21 protein-coding genes and 1 tRNA gene are annotated in these 17,752 nt (G+C 71.2%); 11 read left to right on the forward strand and 11 right to left on the reverse strand.

What is annotated here, in order from left to right; genetic code table 11:
• Nucleotides 1-14: 14 nt before the first annotated feature.
• Nucleotides 15-725 (reverse strand): hypothetical protein, encoded by a 711-nt coding sequence (locus tag ABD831_RS12255; protein ID WP_344946579.1) that lies wholly within the window; start codon nucleotides 723-725, stop codon nucleotides 15-17.
• Between the two features lie 148 nt (nucleotides 726-873).
• Here ABD831_RS12255 and ABD831_RS12260 point away from each other — a divergent pair, with 148 nt between their 5' ends.
• From ABD831_RS12260 to ABD831_RS12275, 4 genes are read left to right on the forward strand one after another with little or no spacing between them, the layout of a single operon-like run.
• Nucleotides 874-1,614 (forward strand): SDR family oxidoreductase, encoded by a 741-nt coding sequence (locus tag ABD831_RS12260; protein WP_344946582.1) that lies wholly within the window; start codon nucleotides 874-876, stop codon nucleotides 1,612-1,614.
• On the forward strand, nucleotides 1,599-1,847 hold the full coding sequence (locus tag ABD831_RS12265; protein WP_344946586.1) for a hypothetical protein: 249 nt from the start codon (nucleotides 1,599-1,601) through the stop codon (nucleotides 1,845-1,847). The genes ABD831_RS12260 and ABD831_RS12265 overlap by 16 nt, the downstream gene beginning before the upstream one ends.
• A gap of 32 nt (nucleotides 1,848-1,879) precedes the next feature.
• Nucleotides 1,880-2,758, forward strand: a complete 879-nt coding sequence (locus tag ABD831_RS12270) for an RNA polymerase sigma-70 factor (protein WP_344946589.1) — start codon at nucleotides 1,880-1,882, stop codon at nucleotides 2,756-2,758.
• Nucleotides 2,755-3,102, forward strand: a complete 348-nt coding sequence (locus ABD831_RS12275) for a sigma-70 family RNA polymerase sigma factor family protein (protein ID WP_344946591.1) — start codon at nucleotides 2,755-2,757, stop codon at nucleotides 3,100-3,102. Before ABD831_RS12270 ends, ABD831_RS12275 begins: the two co-directional genes overlap by 4 nt.
• Before the next feature lie 107 nt (nucleotides 3,103-3,209).
• On the opposite strand, the gene ABD831_RS12280 is transcribed toward ABD831_RS12275, so the two are convergent.
• Together ABD831_RS12280 and ABD831_RS12285 are read right to left on the reverse strand one after the other, a co-directional pair.
• Nucleotides 3,210-3,286: transfer RNA gene (locus tag ABD831_RS12280), tRNA-Pro, on the reverse strand.
• A 113-nt stretch (nucleotides 3,287-3,399) separates the two neighbouring features.
• Nucleotides 3,400-4,350 carry a metallophosphoesterase gene (locus ABD831_RS12285; RefSeq protein WP_344946594.1) on the reverse strand — a complete coding sequence of 317 codons (951 nt, stop codon included), beginning with the start codon at nucleotides 4,348-4,350 and terminating at the stop codon, nucleotides 3,400-3,402.
• 80 nt (nucleotides 4,351-4,430) lie between these two features.
• Here ABD831_RS12285 and ABD831_RS12290 point away from each other — a divergent pair, with 80 nt between their 5' ends.
• Complete coding sequence (locus ABD831_RS12290) at nucleotides 4,431-4,886, forward strand: GatB/YqeY domain-containing protein (RefSeq protein WP_344946596.1); 456 nt, start codon at nucleotides 4,431-4,433, stop codon at nucleotides 4,884-4,886.
• A 78-nt stretch (nucleotides 4,887-4,964) separates the two neighbouring features.
• Here the strand turns inward: ABD831_RS12290 and ABD831_RS12295 are convergent, their stop codons facing one another.
• Nucleotides 4,965-7,382, reverse strand: a complete 2,418-nt coding sequence (locus tag ABD831_RS12295) for a transglycosylase domain-containing protein (protein WP_344946599.1) — start codon at nucleotides 7,380-7,382, stop codon at nucleotides 4,965-4,967.
• Nucleotides 7,383-7,666: 284 nt separating this feature from the next.
• Here ABD831_RS12295 and ABD831_RS12300 point away from each other — a divergent pair, with 284 nt between their 5' ends.
• Nucleotides 7,667-7,972 carry a WhiB family transcriptional regulator gene (locus tag ABD831_RS12300; RefSeq protein WP_030203772.1) on the forward strand — a complete coding sequence of 102 codons (306 nt, stop codon included), beginning with the start codon at nucleotides 7,667-7,669 and terminating at the stop codon, nucleotides 7,970-7,972.
• 72 nt (nucleotides 7,973-8,044) lie between these two features.
• On the opposite strand, the gene bagB is transcribed toward ABD831_RS12300, so the two are convergent.
• The 4 genes from bagB to ABD831_RS12320 all read right to left on the reverse strand — a co-directional run bounded on the left by bagB (nucleotide 8,045) and on the right by ABD831_RS12320 (nucleotide 12,286).
• Complete coding sequence (gene bagB, locus ABD831_RS12305) at nucleotides 8,045-9,238, reverse strand: ArsA family ATPase (protein ID WP_344946604.1); 1,194 nt, start codon at nucleotides 9,236-9,238, stop codon at nucleotides 8,045-8,047.
• Nucleotides 9,235-10,257, reverse strand: coding sequence for an ATPase BagA (gene bagA, locus ABD831_RS12310; protein ID WP_344946606.1), 1,023 nt, complete (start codon nucleotides 10,255-10,257; stop codon nucleotides 9,235-9,237). The genes bagB and bagA overlap by 4 nt, the downstream gene beginning before the upstream one ends.
• Nucleotides 10,258-10,267: 10 nt before the next feature.
• Nucleotides 10,268-11,245: a hypothetical protein gene (locus ABD831_RS12315; RefSeq protein ID WP_344946609.1), complete on the reverse strand. Its 978-nt coding sequence runs from the start codon at nucleotides 11,243-11,245 to the stop codon at nucleotides 10,268-10,270.
• Between the two features lie 183 nt (nucleotides 11,246-11,428).
• Nucleotides 11,429-12,286 (reverse strand): alpha/beta hydrolase family protein, encoded by an 858-nt coding sequence (locus ABD831_RS12320; protein ID WP_344946611.1) that lies wholly within the window; start codon nucleotides 12,284-12,286, stop codon nucleotides 11,429-11,431.
• Between ABD831_RS12320 and sp36 the strand changes: the two genes are divergently transcribed.
• From sp36 to ABD831_RS12345, 5 genes are read left to right on the forward strand one after another with little or no spacing between them, the layout of a single operon-like run.
• Nucleotides 12,285-12,440, forward strand: coding sequence for a Sp36 family protein (sp36, locus tag ABD831_RS12325; protein WP_142179199.1), 156 nt, complete (start codon nucleotides 12,285-12,287; stop codon nucleotides 12,438-12,440). The genes ABD831_RS12320 and sp36 overlap by 2 nt on opposite strands.
• A gap of 14 nt (nucleotides 12,441-12,454) precedes the next feature.
• The gene (locus ABD831_RS12330) at nucleotides 12,455-12,919 is read left to right on the forward strand and encodes a RidA family protein (protein WP_344946615.1); all 465 of its coding nucleotides are present in this window, start codon (nucleotides 12,455-12,457) and stop codon (nucleotides 12,917-12,919) included.
• 31 nt (nucleotides 12,920-12,950) lie between these two features.
• Nucleotides 12,951-13,790, forward strand: a complete 840-nt coding sequence (locus ABD831_RS12335; RefSeq protein WP_344946618.1) for an NUDIX hydrolase — start codon at nucleotides 12,951-12,953, stop codon at nucleotides 13,788-13,790.
• Between the two features lie 16 nt (nucleotides 13,791-13,806).
• Nucleotides 13,807-14,604 carry an MBL fold metallo-hydrolase gene (locus ABD831_RS12340; RefSeq protein ID WP_344946620.1) on the forward strand — a complete coding sequence of 266 codons (798 nt, stop codon included), beginning with the start codon at nucleotides 13,807-13,809 and terminating at the stop codon, nucleotides 14,602-14,604.
• Nucleotides 14,601-15,254, forward strand: coding sequence for a nucleoside/nucleotide kinase family protein (locus ABD831_RS12345; RefSeq protein WP_344946623.1), 654 nt, complete (start codon nucleotides 14,601-14,603; stop codon nucleotides 15,252-15,254). The genes ABD831_RS12340 and ABD831_RS12345 overlap by 4 nt, the downstream gene beginning before the upstream one ends.
• A 58-nt stretch (nucleotides 15,255-15,312) precedes the next feature.
• On the opposite strand, the gene ABD831_RS12350 is transcribed toward ABD831_RS12345, so the two are convergent.
• From ABD831_RS12350 to gntA, 3 genes are all read right to left on the reverse strand, one after another.
• Nucleotides 15,313-15,990: a Crp/Fnr family transcriptional regulator gene (locus ABD831_RS12350; RefSeq protein ID WP_142179195.1), complete on the reverse strand. Its 678-nt coding sequence runs from the start codon at nucleotides 15,988-15,990 to the stop codon at nucleotides 15,313-15,315.
• 121 nt (nucleotides 15,991-16,111) lie between these two features.
• A complete protein-coding gene (locus ABD831_RS12355; protein ID WP_344946627.1) occupies nucleotides 16,112-16,798 on the reverse strand; it encodes a DUF1989 domain-containing protein in 687 nt (228 codons plus the stop codon).
• Nucleotides 16,761-17,660 carry a guanitoxin biosynthesis heme-dependent pre-guanitoxin N-hydroxylase GntA gene (gene gntA / locus ABD831_RS12360; RefSeq protein ID WP_344946629.1) on the reverse strand — a complete coding sequence of 300 codons (900 nt, stop codon included), beginning with the start codon at nucleotides 17,658-17,660 and terminating at the stop codon, nucleotides 16,761-16,763. Before gntA ends, ABD831_RS12355 begins: the two co-directional genes overlap by 38 nt.
• Nucleotides 17,661-17,752 lie beyond the last annotated feature (92 nt).

Genomic DNA, 17,752 nt, shown 5'->3' on the forward strand with positions numbered 1-17,752 from the left:
CTTCAGTGCGGGGTTCAGTGCGGGGTCGGGGTCGGGAAACGTTCGTCGTCGTTCGGTCCGGCGAAGACCCGACGCGCGATCTGCATGTGGCCGACGACGTAGCCGACGCCGGACAGGGCCCCCACGACGGAGACGAGTGCGGTGCCGGCGCCGGCGATGTCGGCGATGAGGGCGCCCAGGGTGCCGGCCACGATCCCGTTGACGACCATGAGGAAGAAGGCTGTGCTGCCGACGATGTGCAGCACGAGGTTGCGCCGGTAGCCCAGCGAGTACGTCTGCATGAGCCCGTGGTCGTCGTCGTGGGTCGACGCCGTCAGGTAGGGCGCGATCTCCGGGGCGAGCTCGACGTAGGCGTGGCGGAGCCGGTTCATCGCCCGGATCAGGTCGGCATCCTCACGGCTCGCCAGGTTGACCCGGATCGCCGTCAGCGAGCCCATGACGAGCGCCGCCGACGCGAAGCCGATGGCCATGACCCGGAACGGCGTGCCGAAGCCTGTCGCCTGCGCGGTGAGCGCGAGGACCACGAGGAAGGCCGACACGACCGTGAGGTAGATCGTGATCCGGCTCATGATCTCCGACCACGTCATCGACCGCGTCCCGAGCAGGCTCCAGTGCTCCGTGGAGAGGAGGACCGGCAGGCCCGCTGTCGTCGAGTCGCGAAGTTCGCGGGCTGCGCCGGGCGCGAGGGTCGTCTCTTCGGTCGGGACGTCTTCCTGTGAGTCCATGGTGGCTCCTGCTGCGAGCTGTCGATCTGGTCCCACCAGTGTCGTCCGCCCGCGGCGCCGTGGAGGTCGTCCGTCACAAACGGGGTGGCTGTCCTGTCCTGACTGGTTGGAGGGCGCCACCGGGGTGCCCGTCACAGGAGGACTCATCATGAAGATCGTGGTCATCGGCGGCACGGGGCTCATCGGATCGAAGGTCGTCCGGCGCCTGGAGGCGCACGGGCACGAGGCTGTCGCCGCCTCGCCGAACACCGGCGTCAACACCCTCACCGGCGAGGGCCTGGCCGAGGTGCTCGCGGGCGCGGCCGTCGTCGTGGACCTGTCGAACTCGCCGTCCTTCGAGGACGCCGCCGTCCTGGACTTCTTCGAGACGTCGACGGGCAACCTGCTCGAGGCCGAGAAGTCGGCGGGCGTCGGGCACCACGTGGCGCTCTCGATCGTCGGCACGGACCGCCTGCCCGACAACGGCTACTTCCGGGCCAAGATCGCCCAGGAGCGGCTCATCGGGACCTCGGGCATCCCCTTCTCGATCGTGCACGCGACGCAGTTCTTCGAGTTCGTCCCGGCCATCGCCGACACGGCAGTCGTCGGTTCCAGCGTTCGTATGCCGCCTGCAGCCTTCCAGCCCATCGCGGGCGACGACGTCGCCGACGCCGTGGCACGGGCCGCGCTCGGGGACCCGCTGGGCGGACACGTCGAGGTCGCGGGCCCGGACCGCTACGCGATGGACGAGTTCTTCCGTCAGGCGCTCGCGGCTGCCGGGGACAGCCGGCCGGTCGTCACCGACCCTCACGCCCCGTACTTCGGGTCCGAGCTGCAGGACGACAGCCTCGTGCCCGTCGGTCCGGCCGAGCTCGGTCGGATCCACTACGCCGAGTGGTCCCGCTCATGACCGCCGGGCGCGACCCGGGTTTCCTCGACGGTCTCGAGGGGGACGTGCGCGCCGAGATGGCGGTCGCCGACGCGAGCGCGGCCCTCGAGCTGTTCGCGACTCCGGAGAGCGGATGGCTCGTCGACCCGGCCGAGGTCCAGATCGAGCAGACTGGGCTGCGCAGCCTGCTCGGCGCCGTCCGAGCGCTGGAGGCGCCCGAGCCCGGGCCGAGCGCAGCGGGTCCGGACGCCTGACGGACGTGGATCGGAGACGGGAGGGCAGCGTTGTGACGAGTGGGTGGTCGGACGACTTGCAGGAGGCCACCCGGGTCTTCGCCGAGGTGCGCGCCCGGCTGTTCGGCATCGCGTACCGGATGCTCGGGAGCGCCACGGAGGCCGAGGACCTCGTGCAGGAGGTCTGGGTGCGCTGGCAGACGGCCGACCGTGCCGCGGTCCTCAACCCCGCGGCATACCTGGCGACGGCGACGACGCGTCTGGCGATCAACGCGCTCCAGTCGGCGCGCGCGCGACGGGAGACGTATGTCGGCCCCTGGCTGCCGGAGCCCGTCGACACCAGCGCCGACCCCTACCTCGGGGCCGAGCGCGGGGAGGCCCTGGAGTTCGCCGTGCTCACCCTGCTCGAGCGCCTCACCTCGAACGAGCGCGCTGCCTACGTGCTGCGTGAGGCCTTCGACTACCCGTACGCGCAGATCGCGGACATCCTCGCGCTCAAGGAGCCCGCCGTACGCCAGCTCGTCAGCCGGGCCCGACGCCGCGTCACGGGCGAGCGGCGGGCCCCGGTGAGCAGCGACGAGCAGCAGCGGCTGCTCACCGCCTTCGTCCGAGCGGCGAGGACGGGCGACCTCGCCGCGCTCGAGGACCTCTTCGCGGCCGACGTGACGAGCTGTTCCGACGGTGGCGGTGTCGTGCGGGCGTCCCGCTTCGCGGTGCACGGCGCGACCCGCGTCGCGCGCTACGTCCGGGCCTTCAAGGACCGGTTCTGGGTCGACATCGACGTCGAGATCGCCACGGCCAACGGACAGCCGGCCGCTCTGCTGCGTCGCCACGGGACGCTCGAGGCCGTCATCCTCCTCGACGCCTCCGAGGAGGGCATCGAACAGATCCACTGGGTCATGAACCCGCACAAGCTCACCGCACTGTCGTGACGGTCGACGAGCTGGTGGACCTGCTCGCACGGCGCGACGTCGAGGTCCTGGCGGCGGTGCTCGACCCCGACGTCGTCCTCGTCAGCGACGGCGGGGGCCTGGTCGTCACGCCGCTCCGGCCGGTGCGCGGGGCCGACGCGGTGGCGAGGATCGTGTCGGCGCTCGTCACGATGGACTCGGTGCTGACGGTCGAGCCTGTCAACGGCCGGCCGGGCGTCGTCGTGCGCGCCGGGGGAGTCGCCCGGGCCGTCATCCTGGTCGAGGGCGGATCAGCACAGGTCACCCGGATCTGGCTCGTGCTCAACCCGGACAAGCTCGTGCGCTGGCACCGGGCGCAGGACTGACTCCTTGATGCCTCGGGGGTGACAGGACGCCGTCGCCGAGTCCTGTCCTCCGACAACGCCGAAGGGCCTGCTGGAACGAGTTCGTCGTTTCCAGCAGGCCCTTCGGATGGTCGGGGTGACAGGATTTGAACCTGCGACCTCTTCGTCCCGAACGAAGCGCGCTACCAAGCTGCGCCACACCCCGGTGCTGCATCTACCCCTGATCCGTGGACCGGAGGCAGCAAGCAGAGATGCTAGCGCAGCCCCCTGCCCAACTCCGAATCGGGCCTCAGACGTGCCCCGAAGCCCCGATACCGATCAGGCCTGGGAGCGGGGGACGAGCGTCAGGAGGGTGGCCTCGGGACGGCAGGCCAGGCGTACGGGAGCGGTCGGAGCGGTGCCGAGCCCGGCCGACACCTCGAGCCACGCGGCATCCGCCGGCGCCTGCGACGAGGGCGTCGAGCCCGCACCCGGCCACCAGCGCGACAGGCCCTTGACCCGGGAGGTGTCGAGGTCGCAGTTGGTCACGAGCGCGCCGTAGCCGGGGACGCAGACCTGCCCACCGTGCGTGTGGCCGGCCACGATGAGGTCCGCGCCATCGGCGGCATACGCGTCGAGCACCCGCTGGTAGGGGGCGTGCGTCACGGAGAGGGTCACGTCGGCGTCCGGGGAGGCCGGCCCACGGACCAGGTCGAGGCGGTCGTAGCCGAGGTGCGGGTCGTCGACACCCCGGACGTCGACACGCAGTCCCCGCACCGTGAGCGTGTCGCGCCGGTTCGTCAGGTCCACCCAGCCGCGCGACCCCAGGCCGCGCACGAGGTCCGCGGTGGGCAGCCGCTGGGTCGTGCCGACGCCCTTCGCGAAGTTCCGGGTGAGGTAGCCCAGCGGGTTCTTCAGCTTGGGCGCGAAGTAGTCGTTGGACCCGAGGACGAAGACGCCGGGGATCCCGAGCAGGCGCTCGTAGGCATCGAGCAGGGCCGGCACCGCGTCCGGCGCCGCGATGTTGTCGCCCGTGGTGATGACGAGGTCCGGGTCGAGCGAGGCGAGGCTGTGCACCCAGGCCCGCTTGGCCCGCTGGCGCGGCAGCAGGTGCAGGTCCGACAGGTGCAGCACCCGCAGCGGGGCGGCGCCGTCGGGGAGCACCGGCACGTCGAAGCGGCGCAGCACGAAGGCGTTCCGCTCGACGAGCGAGGCCCAGCCCAGCACCCCGGCGCCGGCCAGCCCCAGCCCGAGCGCCGTCTTGAGCACGGTCTTGGTCACGGGACGCATGGGCCCCATCCTCGCACCGACCTGGGCAGCGCCCGACTAACCGGGCGGGCCACGCGTGGCCGACCTGACAGACTGCTCCCATGAGCACCCTCAAGGATCAGCTGCAGGCCGACCTCACGACCGCCATGCGCGAGCGCGACCAGGTCCGGGCCGGCTCGCTGCGGATGGCCCTCACCGCCGTCACCAACGAGGAGGTCGCGGGCAAGGAGCACCGTGAGCTCACCGACGACGACGTGCTCAAGGTCCTCACCAAGGAGGCCAAGAAGCGCCGCGAGGCCGCCGAGGCCTACACCGGCGCGGCCCGTCCGGAGCTCGCAGCCAAGGAGGAGGCGGAGCTCGCCGTCCTCGAGGCCTACCTGCCCCAGCAGCTCGGCGACGACGAGCTCGAGGCGATCGTGCGCGAGGCCGTCACGGCGTCGGGAGCGAGCGGTATGCCGCAGATGGGCCTCGCGATGAAGGCCGCGGGCGCCGCGGTGGCGGGCCGGGCCGAGGGCGGCCGGGTAGCCGCGATCGTGCGCCGCGTCCTCGCCGGCTGACAGACCTCTCCACCCGTCACGGACGGGGAGCACGACGAAGGCCCGACGCGGATCGGTCGGGCCTTCGTCATGACTGCGTCAACCGCGCCCTGGTGGCTTGGTCGGTTTGCCGCCGGGTTTGCCGGGTTTGGTGGTCCCGCCACCAGCCGGTGGCGCGACGGTGGTCTGTGTCTGCGGCAGCTGCTGCCGGTCGGCGCCGCGTGAGGTGTAGATCGTCACGAAGCTGCCCGTGGCCGCCTTGCCGTAGGGCGACGTGCCGGCGACGAGGCCACTCTGCACCGACGAGCTCATCGTGCCGCCGACGCCGGCCGAGAAACCGGCGGCCTGCAGGGTCGCGATGGCCTGCGAGACGGACATGCCGGTGACGCTGGGCACGTCGGCCTGGTCTCCGGACGCGAGCTTGGACGAGGGCTCCTGGAAGTTGACGATCGGCTGACCGTCGAGAGCCTTGTTCATGATGGCCTTCCAGATCGGGGCCGCGATGGCGGCTCCGTGCATGACCGGGTAGAAGTTGCCGCCGACCTTGATGTTCTTCATGACGCGCGAGATCGGGTCGTAGGGCGTCCCGACCCAGACGGCCGTCACGAGCTGCGGCGTGTAGCCGACGAACCACGACTCGTTGTTGTTGTTGGCCGTGCCGGTCTTGCCGGCCGACTGGCGCTTGCCGTCGGCGAGCTGGTTGCGGATGCCCGAGCCGTGGGTCATGTTGAACTCGAGGAACTTGTCGGCCCCGCGGACGGCGTCGGGCTCGACGACCTGCTGGCACTTCGTCGCCGGCAGCGCGATGTTCTTGCCGCCCTGGGTGATCTTCGTGACGGCAACCATGGGGCACTTCTTGCCGTCCGCGGCGAGGACGCCGTAGGCGTGCGCCACACCCTGGGGGGAGACGTCGGAGGCGCCGAGGATGTACTGCGGGGCGTACCGGCCGATCGGCTGGCCGTCGGCCTGGTGCAGGCCGAGTCGCAGCATCGTGTCGCGCACCTTGCACCCGCCGAGCTTCTCGGCGAGGGCGACGAAGGCCGTGTTGGTCGACTTGGCGGTCGCCTCCATGAGCGAGATCTTGCCGCCCTTGAAGGGGCTGTCGTTGAAGACCTTCCACGTGCCACCCGGGCCGCAGTTGGCGGTGCCGCCCGGCCACTCCTTCGGGGTGTAGGTGGCCTGTGAGTTGCCGCCGGCACCCTTGGCGTCGATGCTCGACTTGGTGGTCATGCCGGACTCCATGGCCGTCACGAGGGCGAAGGCCTTGGCCGTCGAGCCGAACTGGAAGCCGATCGAGCCGCCGTACTTCTTGTCGAGCGCCCAGTTGATGCCGGTCTTGCCCGACGACTCCTTGTCGACGGTGTATGCCGTGTTCTGGGCGAACGCCTTGACCTGGCCGGTGTTGGGGTCGGCGACGTAGGCGGCGGCGCCGATGCGCTCGCTGTTGCCGATCGGTACCTTCTTGGTGACCTCCTTCTGCGCGTAGTCCTGCAGCTTGGGGTCGAGCGTCGTCGTGATGGTGACGCCGCCGCGGTAGAGGGTGCGCTTGCGCTCCTCGAGCGTCTTGCCGAGCTGGGGCATCGCGAGCGCGTAGTTGACGATGAAGTCGCACCAGTAGGGATACGGAGAGGCGAGGCACGTGCTCTTGGGCTGCGAGACGCGCATGTCCTGCTTGAGGGTGCGCTTCTTGGCGGCCTGCCACTGCTTGTCGGTGATGCGGCCGAGCTCGTGCATGCGGTCGAGCACGACGTCGCGTCGGGCGATGGCCTTCTTGGGGAAGTTGACCGGGTCGGTCGTGCCCGGGTTCTGCGTCAGGCCGGCGAGCAGCGCCGCCTGCGAGAGGCTGAGCTTGCTGGCCGGGACGCTGAAGTAGTGCTGGGCGGCGGCCTCGACGCCGTAGGCGCGGTCGCCGTAGTAGACGAGGTTGAGGTAGCCCTGGAGGATCTCGTCCTTCGAGAGCTTCTTCTCCAGTGTGATGGCGTACTTCAGCTCCTTGAGCTTGCGCATGTAGTCCTTCTTGACCGCTGCAGCCGCAGCCTCCTTGTTGCCGGAGCTGAGGGCGGAGTACTGCAGCGAGATCTTCACGTACTGCTGCGTGAGCGACGAGGCTCCCGAGGTGGTCGCTCCGCTGCGCAGGTTGGAGATCGCCGCGCGCAGCACGCCCTGGATGTCCACGCCGCCGTGGTCGTAGAAGCGGTGGTCCTCGATGGCGATCTGGGCCTCGCGCATGATCGGCGCGATCTTGTTGAGCGGCACGACGGTGCGGTTCTGCTCCTGCGGCGTCGCGATGACCGTGCCGTCGGAGGCCAGGATGCGCGAGGTCTGGGCCAGCGGGTCGGTCGTGAACTCGCTCGGGAGGTCGTTGAAGACGTCCACCCCGCTGCGGGCCAGGGCGCCCGTGGCGCCCACCGCGGGCATCACCAGGCCGGCGGCGAGCAGTCCGAGCACGAGCGCGGACGCGAGGAACGCGCCGAGCAGGCTGATGACGCCGCCGATCGAGGTAGTGCGTGAAGACATGGGGCTTAGGGTAACCGCTCACTCTATGGCCACCGGGTTTGTGCGGCAGCCGGGGTCCTCCCGATGTATCGCGGGCGTGCGCCGGCCCTCTGATGATCATGGTGCCGCCGTGGGAGTGACTAGTCACCGCCTCAACTAAATGGTCCATAGAGGCTATGTCGGACCGGGCCTGCGGCTCGTAATGTCTCGTTTGGGCCTTAGGGGGGTCCACATGGTCTGGATCGGTGGGACGGTCCGGGTCTGCTCGGTGTCATGGGAGGTGCCGAGCGGGGAGGGGTAGTGCAATGAGTGCTGTAGTCATGGTGGATCCGTGGGTGGACGAGTGGGCCAGTCAGGCCAGCTGTTCCGGTTCGGACCCCGATGCGTTGTTCGTCCGAGGCAAGGCCCAGCACGACGCGAAGGCCGTCTGCAAGACGTGTCCGGTTCTCGCGCAGTGCCTCGCTGAGGCTCTCGACAACCGGACCGAGTTCGGTGTCTGGGGAGGAATGACCGAGCGCGAGCGACGGGCTCTGCTGCGCAAGCGGCCGGACATCACGTCGTGGAAGTCGGCGCTCCGGGCAGGCATGGCCTCCCAGGGCAAGCACGACTGATCCGACGTCTCGTCGACCGGCCTCCGGTCGAGTCGTCCACGTGAACGGGGCCGTGACCACCTTTCGGGTGCGTCACGACCCCGCTAGCGCGTGTCCGATCTCCCGCAGGCCGTCGAGGTCGTGGACGTCACGTCCGAGGGCCGGCACCTGCACGACGGGTATGCCGGGGTGTGACCGTGAGAAGCGGTCGGCCAGCTCGCGCTGGCGCTCCGCCGTGCGGACGAGAGCGGCGTGTAGCCGGAGCAGGCCCGCGGCGTTGGTCGCCGACTTCGGGCCTCCGCCGTCCTCGAGGGACTCGGCAGCCGCGAGGGCCCGGGCCGGGGTGACACCGGTGGCCGAGACGCGACCGATGCGGTTGACGACGAGCCCGGCCAGCGGCATACCGTCCGCCTCCAACCGGTCGACGAAGTAGGACGCCTCGCGCAGCGCGTCGCGCTCGGGCGCCGCGACGACGAGGAAGGCCGTGCCGTCCTCGGAGAGCAGGCGGTAGGTCTCGTCGGCGCGCTCGCGGAACCCGCCGAACATCGTGTCGAGCGCGTTGACGAACGTCTGGACGTCCGTGAGCATCTGACCCCCGAGGATCTTCGTCATCGCCCCGGTGACGAGTTGCACGCCGACCCCGAAAACCTTGAGGCCGGCGCGCCCGCCTGCCTTGGCCGGTGCGGTGAGCAGCCGGATGAAGCGACCGTCGAGGAAGCTGCCGAGCCGGTTGGGGGCATCGAGGAAGTCGAGCGCTGACCGCGACGGCGGCGTGTCTACGACGATGAGGTCCCACGGGGCGTCCGCCGTGCCGGCGCTCGCCTTGAGCTGGCCGAGCTTCTCCATCGCCATGTACTCCTGCGTGCCGGCGAAGGAGCTGCTGACGGCCTGGTAGAAGGGGTTCGCGAGGATCTGCTCTGCCTTGCCCGGCTCGGAGTGGGCGATCACGACCTCGTCGAAGGTCCGCTTCATGTCGAGCATCATCGCGTGCAGGCTGCCGCCGGCCGACGTGTCGATGTCGGTGACCGGGCGGGGGGTGTTGTCCAGCTCGGTCAGGCCGAGGGACTGGGCGAGCCGGCGTGCCGGGTCGATGGTGAGGACGACGACCTTGCGGCCCGACTCCGCGGCGCGCAGGCCCAGGGCAGCGGCGGTCGTCGTCTTGCCCACGCCGCCGGAGCCGCAGCAGACGACGATCTGGGTGTGGGGGTCGTCGATGAGCGCGTCGACGTCGAGCCGCGGCGCCCTGCTCGACACCGTGCCGGAGACCGTGCTCGAGACCGGGCTCATGCCTCGACCCGCTCGGCGGAGTGGCGGACGAAGAGCGGCACGAGGAGGTCGGCCAGCTCGCGCACCGATCCGGAGTCGACGCCGGTCGGCAGGGCGGGCAGCGAGACGATCGGCAGGCCGGTGGCCTCGAGGAGCGCCAGCTGCTCGCGCTCGAGGTCGATGCGCTCCGCGTGGTCGCGGGCCTCCTCCAGCAGGCCCTCGACGAGCTCGGGTGTCGCGCTGACTCCCGCTTCGGCCAGCTGGGTGCGGATGGATGCCTTGTGCAGGCGGCCCTCGCGCGCCTGGTCCAGGGCCAGGTCGTCGAGGAGCGGCTCGCGCACCATGTTGACGATGATGGCCCCCGGGTGCAGGCCCTTGTCCCTCAGCTCGTCGATCGACTCGAGGGTCTCCTGCACCGGCATCTCCTCGAGGAGGGTGACGACGTGCACGACCGTCTGGTCCGACTGCAGCAGCCGCGTGATCGAGGTGGCCTGTGACGCGATCGGGCCGACCCGGGCGAGGTCGGCCACCTCGGAGTTGACCGAGAGGAACCGCCCGATGCGACCCGTCGGCGGGGCGTCGAGGACGATCCCGTCGTAGACCGGGGGGGCGTCGCCCTTGTGCTTGCCGTCGCGGCGGCGCCGGTTGGCCTCGTAGATCTTGCCGATGAGCAGGACGTCGCGGACGCCGGGGGCGATGGTCGTCGCGAAGTCGATGGCACCGAACTTCTCGAGCAGCCGGCCGGCGCGACCGAGCTTGTAGAACATCTGGAGGTACTCGAGCAGGGCCGCCTTGGGGTCGATCGACAGACCGACGACCTCGCCGCCACCGGAGAGCCGCACGATCCGCGTCTCCTCGGTGCCGAGCGGCGGCACGTCGAAGGTCTGGCTGATGCCCTGCCTGCCCTCGACCTCGGTGAGCAGCACGTGGGCCGGCGACGAGGCGATGGCGAGCGCGATGGCCGAGGCGACGGTGGTCTTGCCGGTGCCGCCCTTGCCCGTGACGACGTGCAGTCGCGCCCGCGCCCAGTCCGTCGTCACGCCTCCCACCCTAGGACGTGCGCACTCGCCACCTGTCTTGAGGTGAACACGCCGGGGTCCCTTTAGCGCATCGCCTCGAACCACCGCGCATCCGCAGCGCCTGGGCCACGTGGGCCATGAAGGCGTCCTCGTGCAGGCGAAGGCCGACGTTGGGGATGCGGAGGACCGTGTCCCGCGAGAGCGTGACCCGGTTCTGGCGCAGCGCGTCGAGGACAGGCGCGAGTCCCCACGTGTGCTGGATGCCGTCGATCTCGACGACGACCCCGCAGCTCCATCGGACGTCGAGGTAGATCCGACCGTTCAGCCCCTGGCGCACGACCTGTCGTTCCGGCTCGGGCAGCCCGCGTGCGCGGCAGAGCCGGGCGAAGTCAAGCTCGCCCAGCGACTGGGCGCCGAGGGCGATGTCCCGGATGACCCCGCCGACGAACGCCCGGCGGCGCCGTCCTCGGATGCTGCGCGCGGTTTCGAGCAGGTCAGCCGTCCGGACGAGACCCTGCTGCGTCGGCAGGACGAGCAGCAGGGCCGCCTGCCGGTCGCTGTCGGCCCAGTGGGCGGCCCGGATCGCCGCCACCGCCGGCCGAACCCGAGGTATGCCGTGTGGCTCGAGCTCGCGATCGTGACGCCGGGTGATCTTGTGGACCCGCACACCCGGGATGCGCTTGACGGCGTGCGAGTGGACGACGGAGAGGTGGATCCGATCGTCGCGGTAGCCCGTCATCCCGGCCGCGAGCAGAGCGGTCACGCCGTCGAGGGCGGCGACGTTCGCGCCCGTCTCCCAGACGGCGTGCCACAGCCGCTCGTCGTGACCGAGGGGCCTGCTGTGGAGTGCGACGGTCTGGAGGCCCGGCGTCGTCCACCGCTCGGCCCGAACCTCGGCCCGCACGTCGGCGTCGTCGATCCCGGCCGCTCGGAGGGCCGCGCGCGAGACGACCCCGAGCGCCGCGGTCTCGAGGGTGCGGACCCTCTCGCGGCGCCGGCTCGATCTCATAGCCCGACCCTGCCGGGGGTCACTGCGACAGGGTCAGGCCCACCGGTGAGCCTGTGGAGAGCGAGGGCGGAGCCGGAGGGGATGTGGACGCCGTCCGCCCGGGGCCCCGACCCACCACCGCTTTGAGGTAGGCGCGCCAGGATTTCTGCGGCGTGTTTACCTCAAACGGGTGGGAGGAGGGTGTCAGAGGACGGAGTGGACGGCGGCGAGGACGTGGGCGAAGGCGGGAGTCGTCGGGTCGATGACCGCGAAGTGGTCGGCGCCCTCGACGAGGTCCACCGTCACGTCACCGCCTGCCGCCATCGCCCTCGCCACGTAGTCGTCCGCCGCGACCGGTGGCACGGTGTCGTCGTCGGAGCCGTTGACGAGCCGCACCGGCACCTTCGGCGGCAGCGTCGACATCGGGTCCGCGGAGGTCCAGGCCGCGGTGCCGGGGCCGGACCCGACGAAGTCGCGCGTCGCGTCGGCGCCCAGGTGCAGCCGGTCCGCGGCCCCGAGGTCGACGACCCCGGCCAGCGAGACGACGCCGACGATCCCGCGCTCGCGCGCCCACGGCTGCCCGGCCGCCCAGGCGACGAGGTGGCCGCCGGCGGAGTGGCCGACGAGGACGAGCGGCTTGGGCAGGTCCGGCTGCGAGGCGACCGACGCGAGGAGGTCGCGCACGTCGTCGAGGGTCCCGGGGACGCCACCACCCGGCATACCGGCTCGGCGGTACTCCGCCAGCACGACGTGGTAGCCCGCCCCGGCGAACGCCTGGGCCTCGGGACGCGCGTGCTCGCGGTCGTACTCCGCCCGCCAGAAGCCGCCGTGGACGACGACCACCGTGCCGGTCGCGGCGGGAGCCCCGGCTGCCGGCGGGATGACGTCGTAGACCTGCGCCGGGTCGCGGCCGTAGGACCGCGTGGGCGTCGTCGATGCGCTCGCGGAGGGTGTCGCGGAAGATGGCGCGGAGCCGCTGCTCGTCATGGGCGTCATCGTGCCACCGGCGTCACCGACGCACCCGGAGAGAGCCGTGCCGGCACTGAGTAGGGTGATGGCCATGACCCAGTGGGAATACCTCACCGCACCGCTCCTGATCCACAACACCAAGCAGATCCTCGACAACTTCGGGGCGGACGGGTGGGAGCTCGTCCAGATCGTCAACGGTCCTGACGGCACGAGCCTCGTCGCCTACTTCAAGCGCCCGAAGTCCTGAGGAGCCGCCGCACCATGTCTGCCGTCGAAGACCGACTGTCCGAGCTCGGCCTCACCGTACCCGAGGTCGTGCCGCCCGTCGCCGCCTACGTCCCCGTCGTCCGGGAGGGCGACCTCGTGTTCACCTCGGGTCAGCTGCCCATGGTCGACGGCTCCCTCGCCGCGACCGGCAAGGTCGGCGCCGAGGTCGATCCCGAGACCGCCAAGTCCCTCGCCGAGACGTGCGCCCTCAACGCGATCGCGGCCATCAAGTCCGAGATCGGCGACCTCGACACGGTGACCCGTGTCGTCAAGGTCGTCGGCTTCGTCGCCTCCGACCCGGGCTTCACCGGCCAGCCCGGGGTCATCAACGGCGCGAGCGAGCTGCTCGTCAAAGCCTTTGGTGACAAGGGGATCCACGCCCGTTCGGCCGTCGGTGTCGCTGCGCTCCCGCTGGACGCACCCGTCGAGGTCGAGGTCATCGTCTCCGTCGCCCGGTGATCCGCGTGGTGATCGGCGTGGTGATGGACGCGTGAGCGCCACGAACCGTCAGTTTCCTCTCACCACGACGCCCGGCATCTCCGACGCGGCGTCCCGCTGGCTCGCCGGCGAGCGCTGGGACGAGGCGGCGCCCCGCCGCGCGAGCACCGTGATGCTCGTGCGCGACGGGGCCGCCGGACCCGAGGTCTTCATGCTGCGGCGCGTCTCCGAGATGGAGTTCGCGCCGAGCATGATGGTCTTCCCCGGGGGCGGCGTCGACGAGCGTGACGGCGAGCTCGGCCTGCCCTGGGCCGGACCGTCGCCGGCGGAGTGGTCCGAGCGCCTCGGCTGCTCGCCCGCCGAGGCGCAGATGTACGTCGCCGCCGCGGTCCGCGAGGTCTTCGAGGAGTGCGGCGTGCTCCTCGCGAGCCAGTCCGCGAGCGGTCCGCTGGCCATGGTCGGGGGACCCGAGTGGCGCGAGATCCGGCTCCGTCTCGTCGACCGCCGCCTCTCGCTCGCAGACGTGCTGCACGACCGGGGGCTCGTGCTCCGCTCGGACCTCGTCGTGGCCAAGGCGCACTGGCTGACCCCCGTCTTCGAGCCGCGCCGCTACGACACGTGGTTCTTCGCCGCGCTCATGCCGCCCTTCCAGGTCGCCGACGGCGAGACCACCGAGGCCGACCACGCCGACTGGTTCGTCCCGTCGGAGCTGTTGGAGGCGTATGCCGCGGGCTCGGCCCTCATGCTGCCGCCGACGGTCATGTGCGTGGAGGAGATCCGCGACGCCCCTTCTGCTGCAGCGGTGGTCGTGCACAGCGACTCCCTGCCGCTCATCATGCCGGAGGTCGTCGACGGCCCCGGTGGTGCCGCCATGGAGATCGTCGAGAGGTGAGGTCGGTGACGCCTCGATGAAGGGCGGAGCGGCGGATCCCGCCTGGCACGGCGGCGTCACGAGCGAGCGCGCCGAGTGCGTGCTGTGCCCCAACCCGTCGCCGATGACGCTCGACGGCACCAACACCTGGCTGCTCGCCGAGCCGGGGTCCGACGAGGTCGTCGTCGTCGACCCGGGCCCGCTCGACGAGGGCCACCTGCAGCACGTGCTGCGCCTGGTCGCCGACTCGGGCCGACGCGTCGCCCTCACCCTGCTCACACACGGTCACGACGACCACGCCGAGAGCGCAGGCCGCTTCCACGAGCTGACCGGGGCCCCGGTGCGGACCTTCGGTCGCGGCCACGACGACCTGTGGGCCGGTGAGACGATCACCGTCGGTGGCCTCGAGATCCTCGCCGTGGAGACACCCGGTCACACGAGCGACTCCTTCTCCTTCGTGCTCCCCGCGGACAACACGCTGCTGACCGGCGACACGATCCTCGGCCGGGGCACGACCGTCGTCGCCTGGCCCGACGGGAGCCTCGAGGCCTACCTCGCCTCGCTCGAGCGCATCGAGGCCCTGACCCGGGCGGGATCCGTCACGAGCCTGCTCCCCGGGCACGGGCCGTTCGTCGCCGACGCCGCTGCCACCGTGACCTTCTACCTGAAGCACCGTGCGGAACGGCTCGACCAGGTTCGTGACGCGGTCGCCCGGGGTGCGCACACGGCATACGCCGTCGTGGAGCAGGTGTATGCCGACGTGCCACGCAGCGTCTGGCCCGCGGCCGAGCTGTCGGTGCACGCCCAGCTGGAGTACCTCCGCGAGCACGGATGAGTGTCGAGGCGCTGGCCGCTGCGGCCGTGGCGCTCGTCGGTGGCCGCCGCCGCGTTCTCCTCGGCATCGCGGGGGCGCCGGGCGCGGGCAAGTCCACGCTGGCCGACGCGCTCGTCGCGGCAGTCGCCGCTCGTGAGGGAGCCGCCTGGGTCGCGCACGTGCCGATGGACGGCTTCCACCTCGCGGACGCCCAGCTGGACCGGCTCGGGGCCCGCGACCGCAAGGGGGCACCGGACACGTTCGACGCCGACGGCTACGCCCACCTGCTGGGCCGGGTCGTCGCCGAGGCGGACTCATGGGTCTATGCGCCCGGCTTCGACCGGACGCTCGAACAGCCTCTGGCCGCAGCCCTGGTCGTCCCGCCGTCGGCGCGGCTCGTCGTCACGGAGGGCAACTACCTGCTGCTGCCCGAGGCGCCTTGGGCGCGGGCCCGCGCCGAGCTCGCCGAGGTCTGGTTCGTCACGGGTGACGACGACGTGCGCCGGTCTCGCCTCGTCGAGCGGCACGTGACCTTCGGCAAGACGCAGGAGGCGGCCGAGGCGTGGGTCGAGAGCAGCGACGACGGCAACGCAGCCCTGGTCGCCGCGGACGCCGACCGTGCCGACCGGTTCGTCGTCAACGGTCGGGACGGCTGGACGTTCCTGGTTTGAGGCATGCGCGCTGGGGACAGCGGCGGGTTCACCTCAAACGAGTGGCGGCTGGGGTGGCTCAGCGGGCGCGGCGCTTGAGCCGCTCGACGTCCTGCAGGAGCACGGCGCGCGCCTCGAGGCGCAGCCAGCCGCGGGTCGCGAAGTCGGCGAGCGCCTTGTTGACCGTCTCGCGGGAGGCGCCGACGAGCTGGGCGAGCTCCTCCTGGGTGAGGTCGTGGGAGACCATGATGCCGCCCTCGACCGGGCGGCCGAACCGCTCGGACAGGTCGAGCAGGGCCTTGGCGACGCGGCCGGGGACGTCGGTGAAGACGAGGTCGGCGAGGTGCGCGTTGGTGCGGCGCAGGCGCTGCGCGAGCGCGGCGAGCAGCGTCTTGGACACCTCGGGGCGGCCGGTCAGGATGGCGGTCAGCGAGTCGTTGCCGAGGCCGAGCAGCTGCGTCTCGGCGACGGCCGTGGCGGTCATCGTGCGCGGGCCCGGGTCGAAGAGGCTGAGCTCACCGAACATCTCGCCCGGACCCAGGATCGCGACGAGGTTCTCGCGGCCGTCGGGACTCGTGCGGCCGAGCTTGATCTTGCCCTCGGCGATGACGTAGAGCGTGTCACCCCGGTCGCCCTCGTGGAACAGCACGTCGCCGCGCTCCATGTGCGACCGGCTCATCTCCGACTGCAGCGCGGAGGCCGCCTCGTCGTCCAGAGCCTTGAACAAGGGGGCGCGCCTCACCACGTCGAGATCCACGGGGTCAGTGTGCCACGTCGCCCCGACCATCGCCCTGCCACCGCAGGCAATTCGCTCTGCGGGTCGCGCTCGGGGCGGGCTTTGGTCGGGCTCGTGTCGAGGGGTGGATGCGGGCGCGGGGTCAGCCGTCGATGCGGTAGTCGATCGGCTTGCACACGCCGTTGTTCGACTTCTCCGCCGAGCAGGCGGTCAGGCCCACGACGAGGTCGGCCTCGGCCCGCAGCACGAAGCGGTCCCCGGCCCGCGACGTCGGCGGGTCGATGTGCAGCTCGCCGTTCCGCTCGGTCCACACGTTCATGAAGATGTTGAGCGTCGTCGAGATCCGGTCCGGGTCGACGCCGAAGTCGGCCATGGTGGTCGCGAGGTTCTCGAAGCAGCTCGGGTGGTAGGCGCCCTCGAACTCGGGGTAGAGCAGGTCGAACGTCTGCTGCGAGCACGGCGTGAGGAGCAGGTCGTGGTGCCCGCACGTGTCCTCGACGACGGTCGCCATCGGCCGGCTGCGGTTGCTGTAGAGCACGCTGCCGGTCGTCACGGCGGTCGAGTTGGCGTAGTCGATGGTGCGTCCGGAGCTCAGCCACTCGTCGCGGTCGTCGTCCATGACGGCGAAGAAGTCGCTGACCTGCTCACCCGTCGGGTCGACGACCGTCAGGCGCTGGCCCGCGCGGAGGAGGAAGGCCGTGCCGGTCTGGGGGGCGATCCGGGTCAGCGTCATCCCGTCACGGTAGCCGCCGGGTGGCTGGACGACGGGGCCGCCGGGTCCGAAGTGGCGGTCAGTCGTGCTGGGCCGGGCATCCTGCGAGATCGTCATTCCTGTTCCCCTGTCGAGTGTCGATGTGCTCATTGATGTCGTCGTCGGTCGTGGCGTCGGTCTTGGCGTCGAGGCCGTCGGCGTCGGGGGCCGGCTTCACGTCGAGCGGCGGCTCCCAGCCCGCGGCGTGGCGGCGGCCGGAGTACTGCAGGGCCTCGGTGCTGTCGCCGTGGTCGGCGACCATCGGGTTGATGAACCCCTGGAGGTCCTCGTCGCGGCGGCGGATCGTCGTGCGCATGCCGTCGAAGCGACCCTCGGCGCGCAGCTCCTCGAACTGCTCGTGCGGGTTGAAGACGAGCGTCGGCAACGGCGCCCGCCGGGCCACCCGCGACGCGGCCGGGTGCAGCCCGACGATGAAGTAGGCGGAGCCGCCGGCACTGAAGGCGAAGTGCGGGTCGTTGGGGTCGGAGCCCACGCCGTCGGCCCACGACTCGTCGTCGGCGTCGTGCAGGCGCTGGAGCAGGTCGAAGAGGGAGGACTCGAACGCGGCCTCGCTGGTGGGCAGAGGTCCGCGGAAGGTCGCGATGAAGGAGTGGAAGCCGCCCTCTCCCTCGATCTCGGCGGCAAACGCCTGCAGTCGCTCGAGCAGCCGCGCGGGGACGTCCGGGTCGGCCATGTCGTCGAGGACGACGTGCGCGACGCTGCCGCGACGGAAGACGGACTTGGCGCCGAGGCAGGGGAACTCGGCGTGGGTGACCATGAGCTCCATGCCCCGGACCACGTCGGCCTCGGACGCGTGGGCGAGGTCCATGCCGGCGAGCATCTCGAGAGTCGTCTCGAGGCTGTGGTGCTCGGGCATGTCAGGCGTCGCGGGCAGCATGGCGGACTCCGCCGGTGCCTGGGTGCGTGTGTCCGTGGTCATGTCGGACTCCTCTCGTGCAGAGCAACACGTACCCAGCAGGTGGGGTCCACGTCACTCGCAACCCTCGACAAAGGGACGCGGAAGCGGGTGAC

It is taken from the genome of Terrabacter ginsenosidimutans (assembly GCF_039539425.1).
Lineage (GTDB): Bacteria > Actinomycetota > Actinomycetes > Actinomycetales > Dermatophilaceae > Terrabacter > Terrabacter ginsenosidimutans.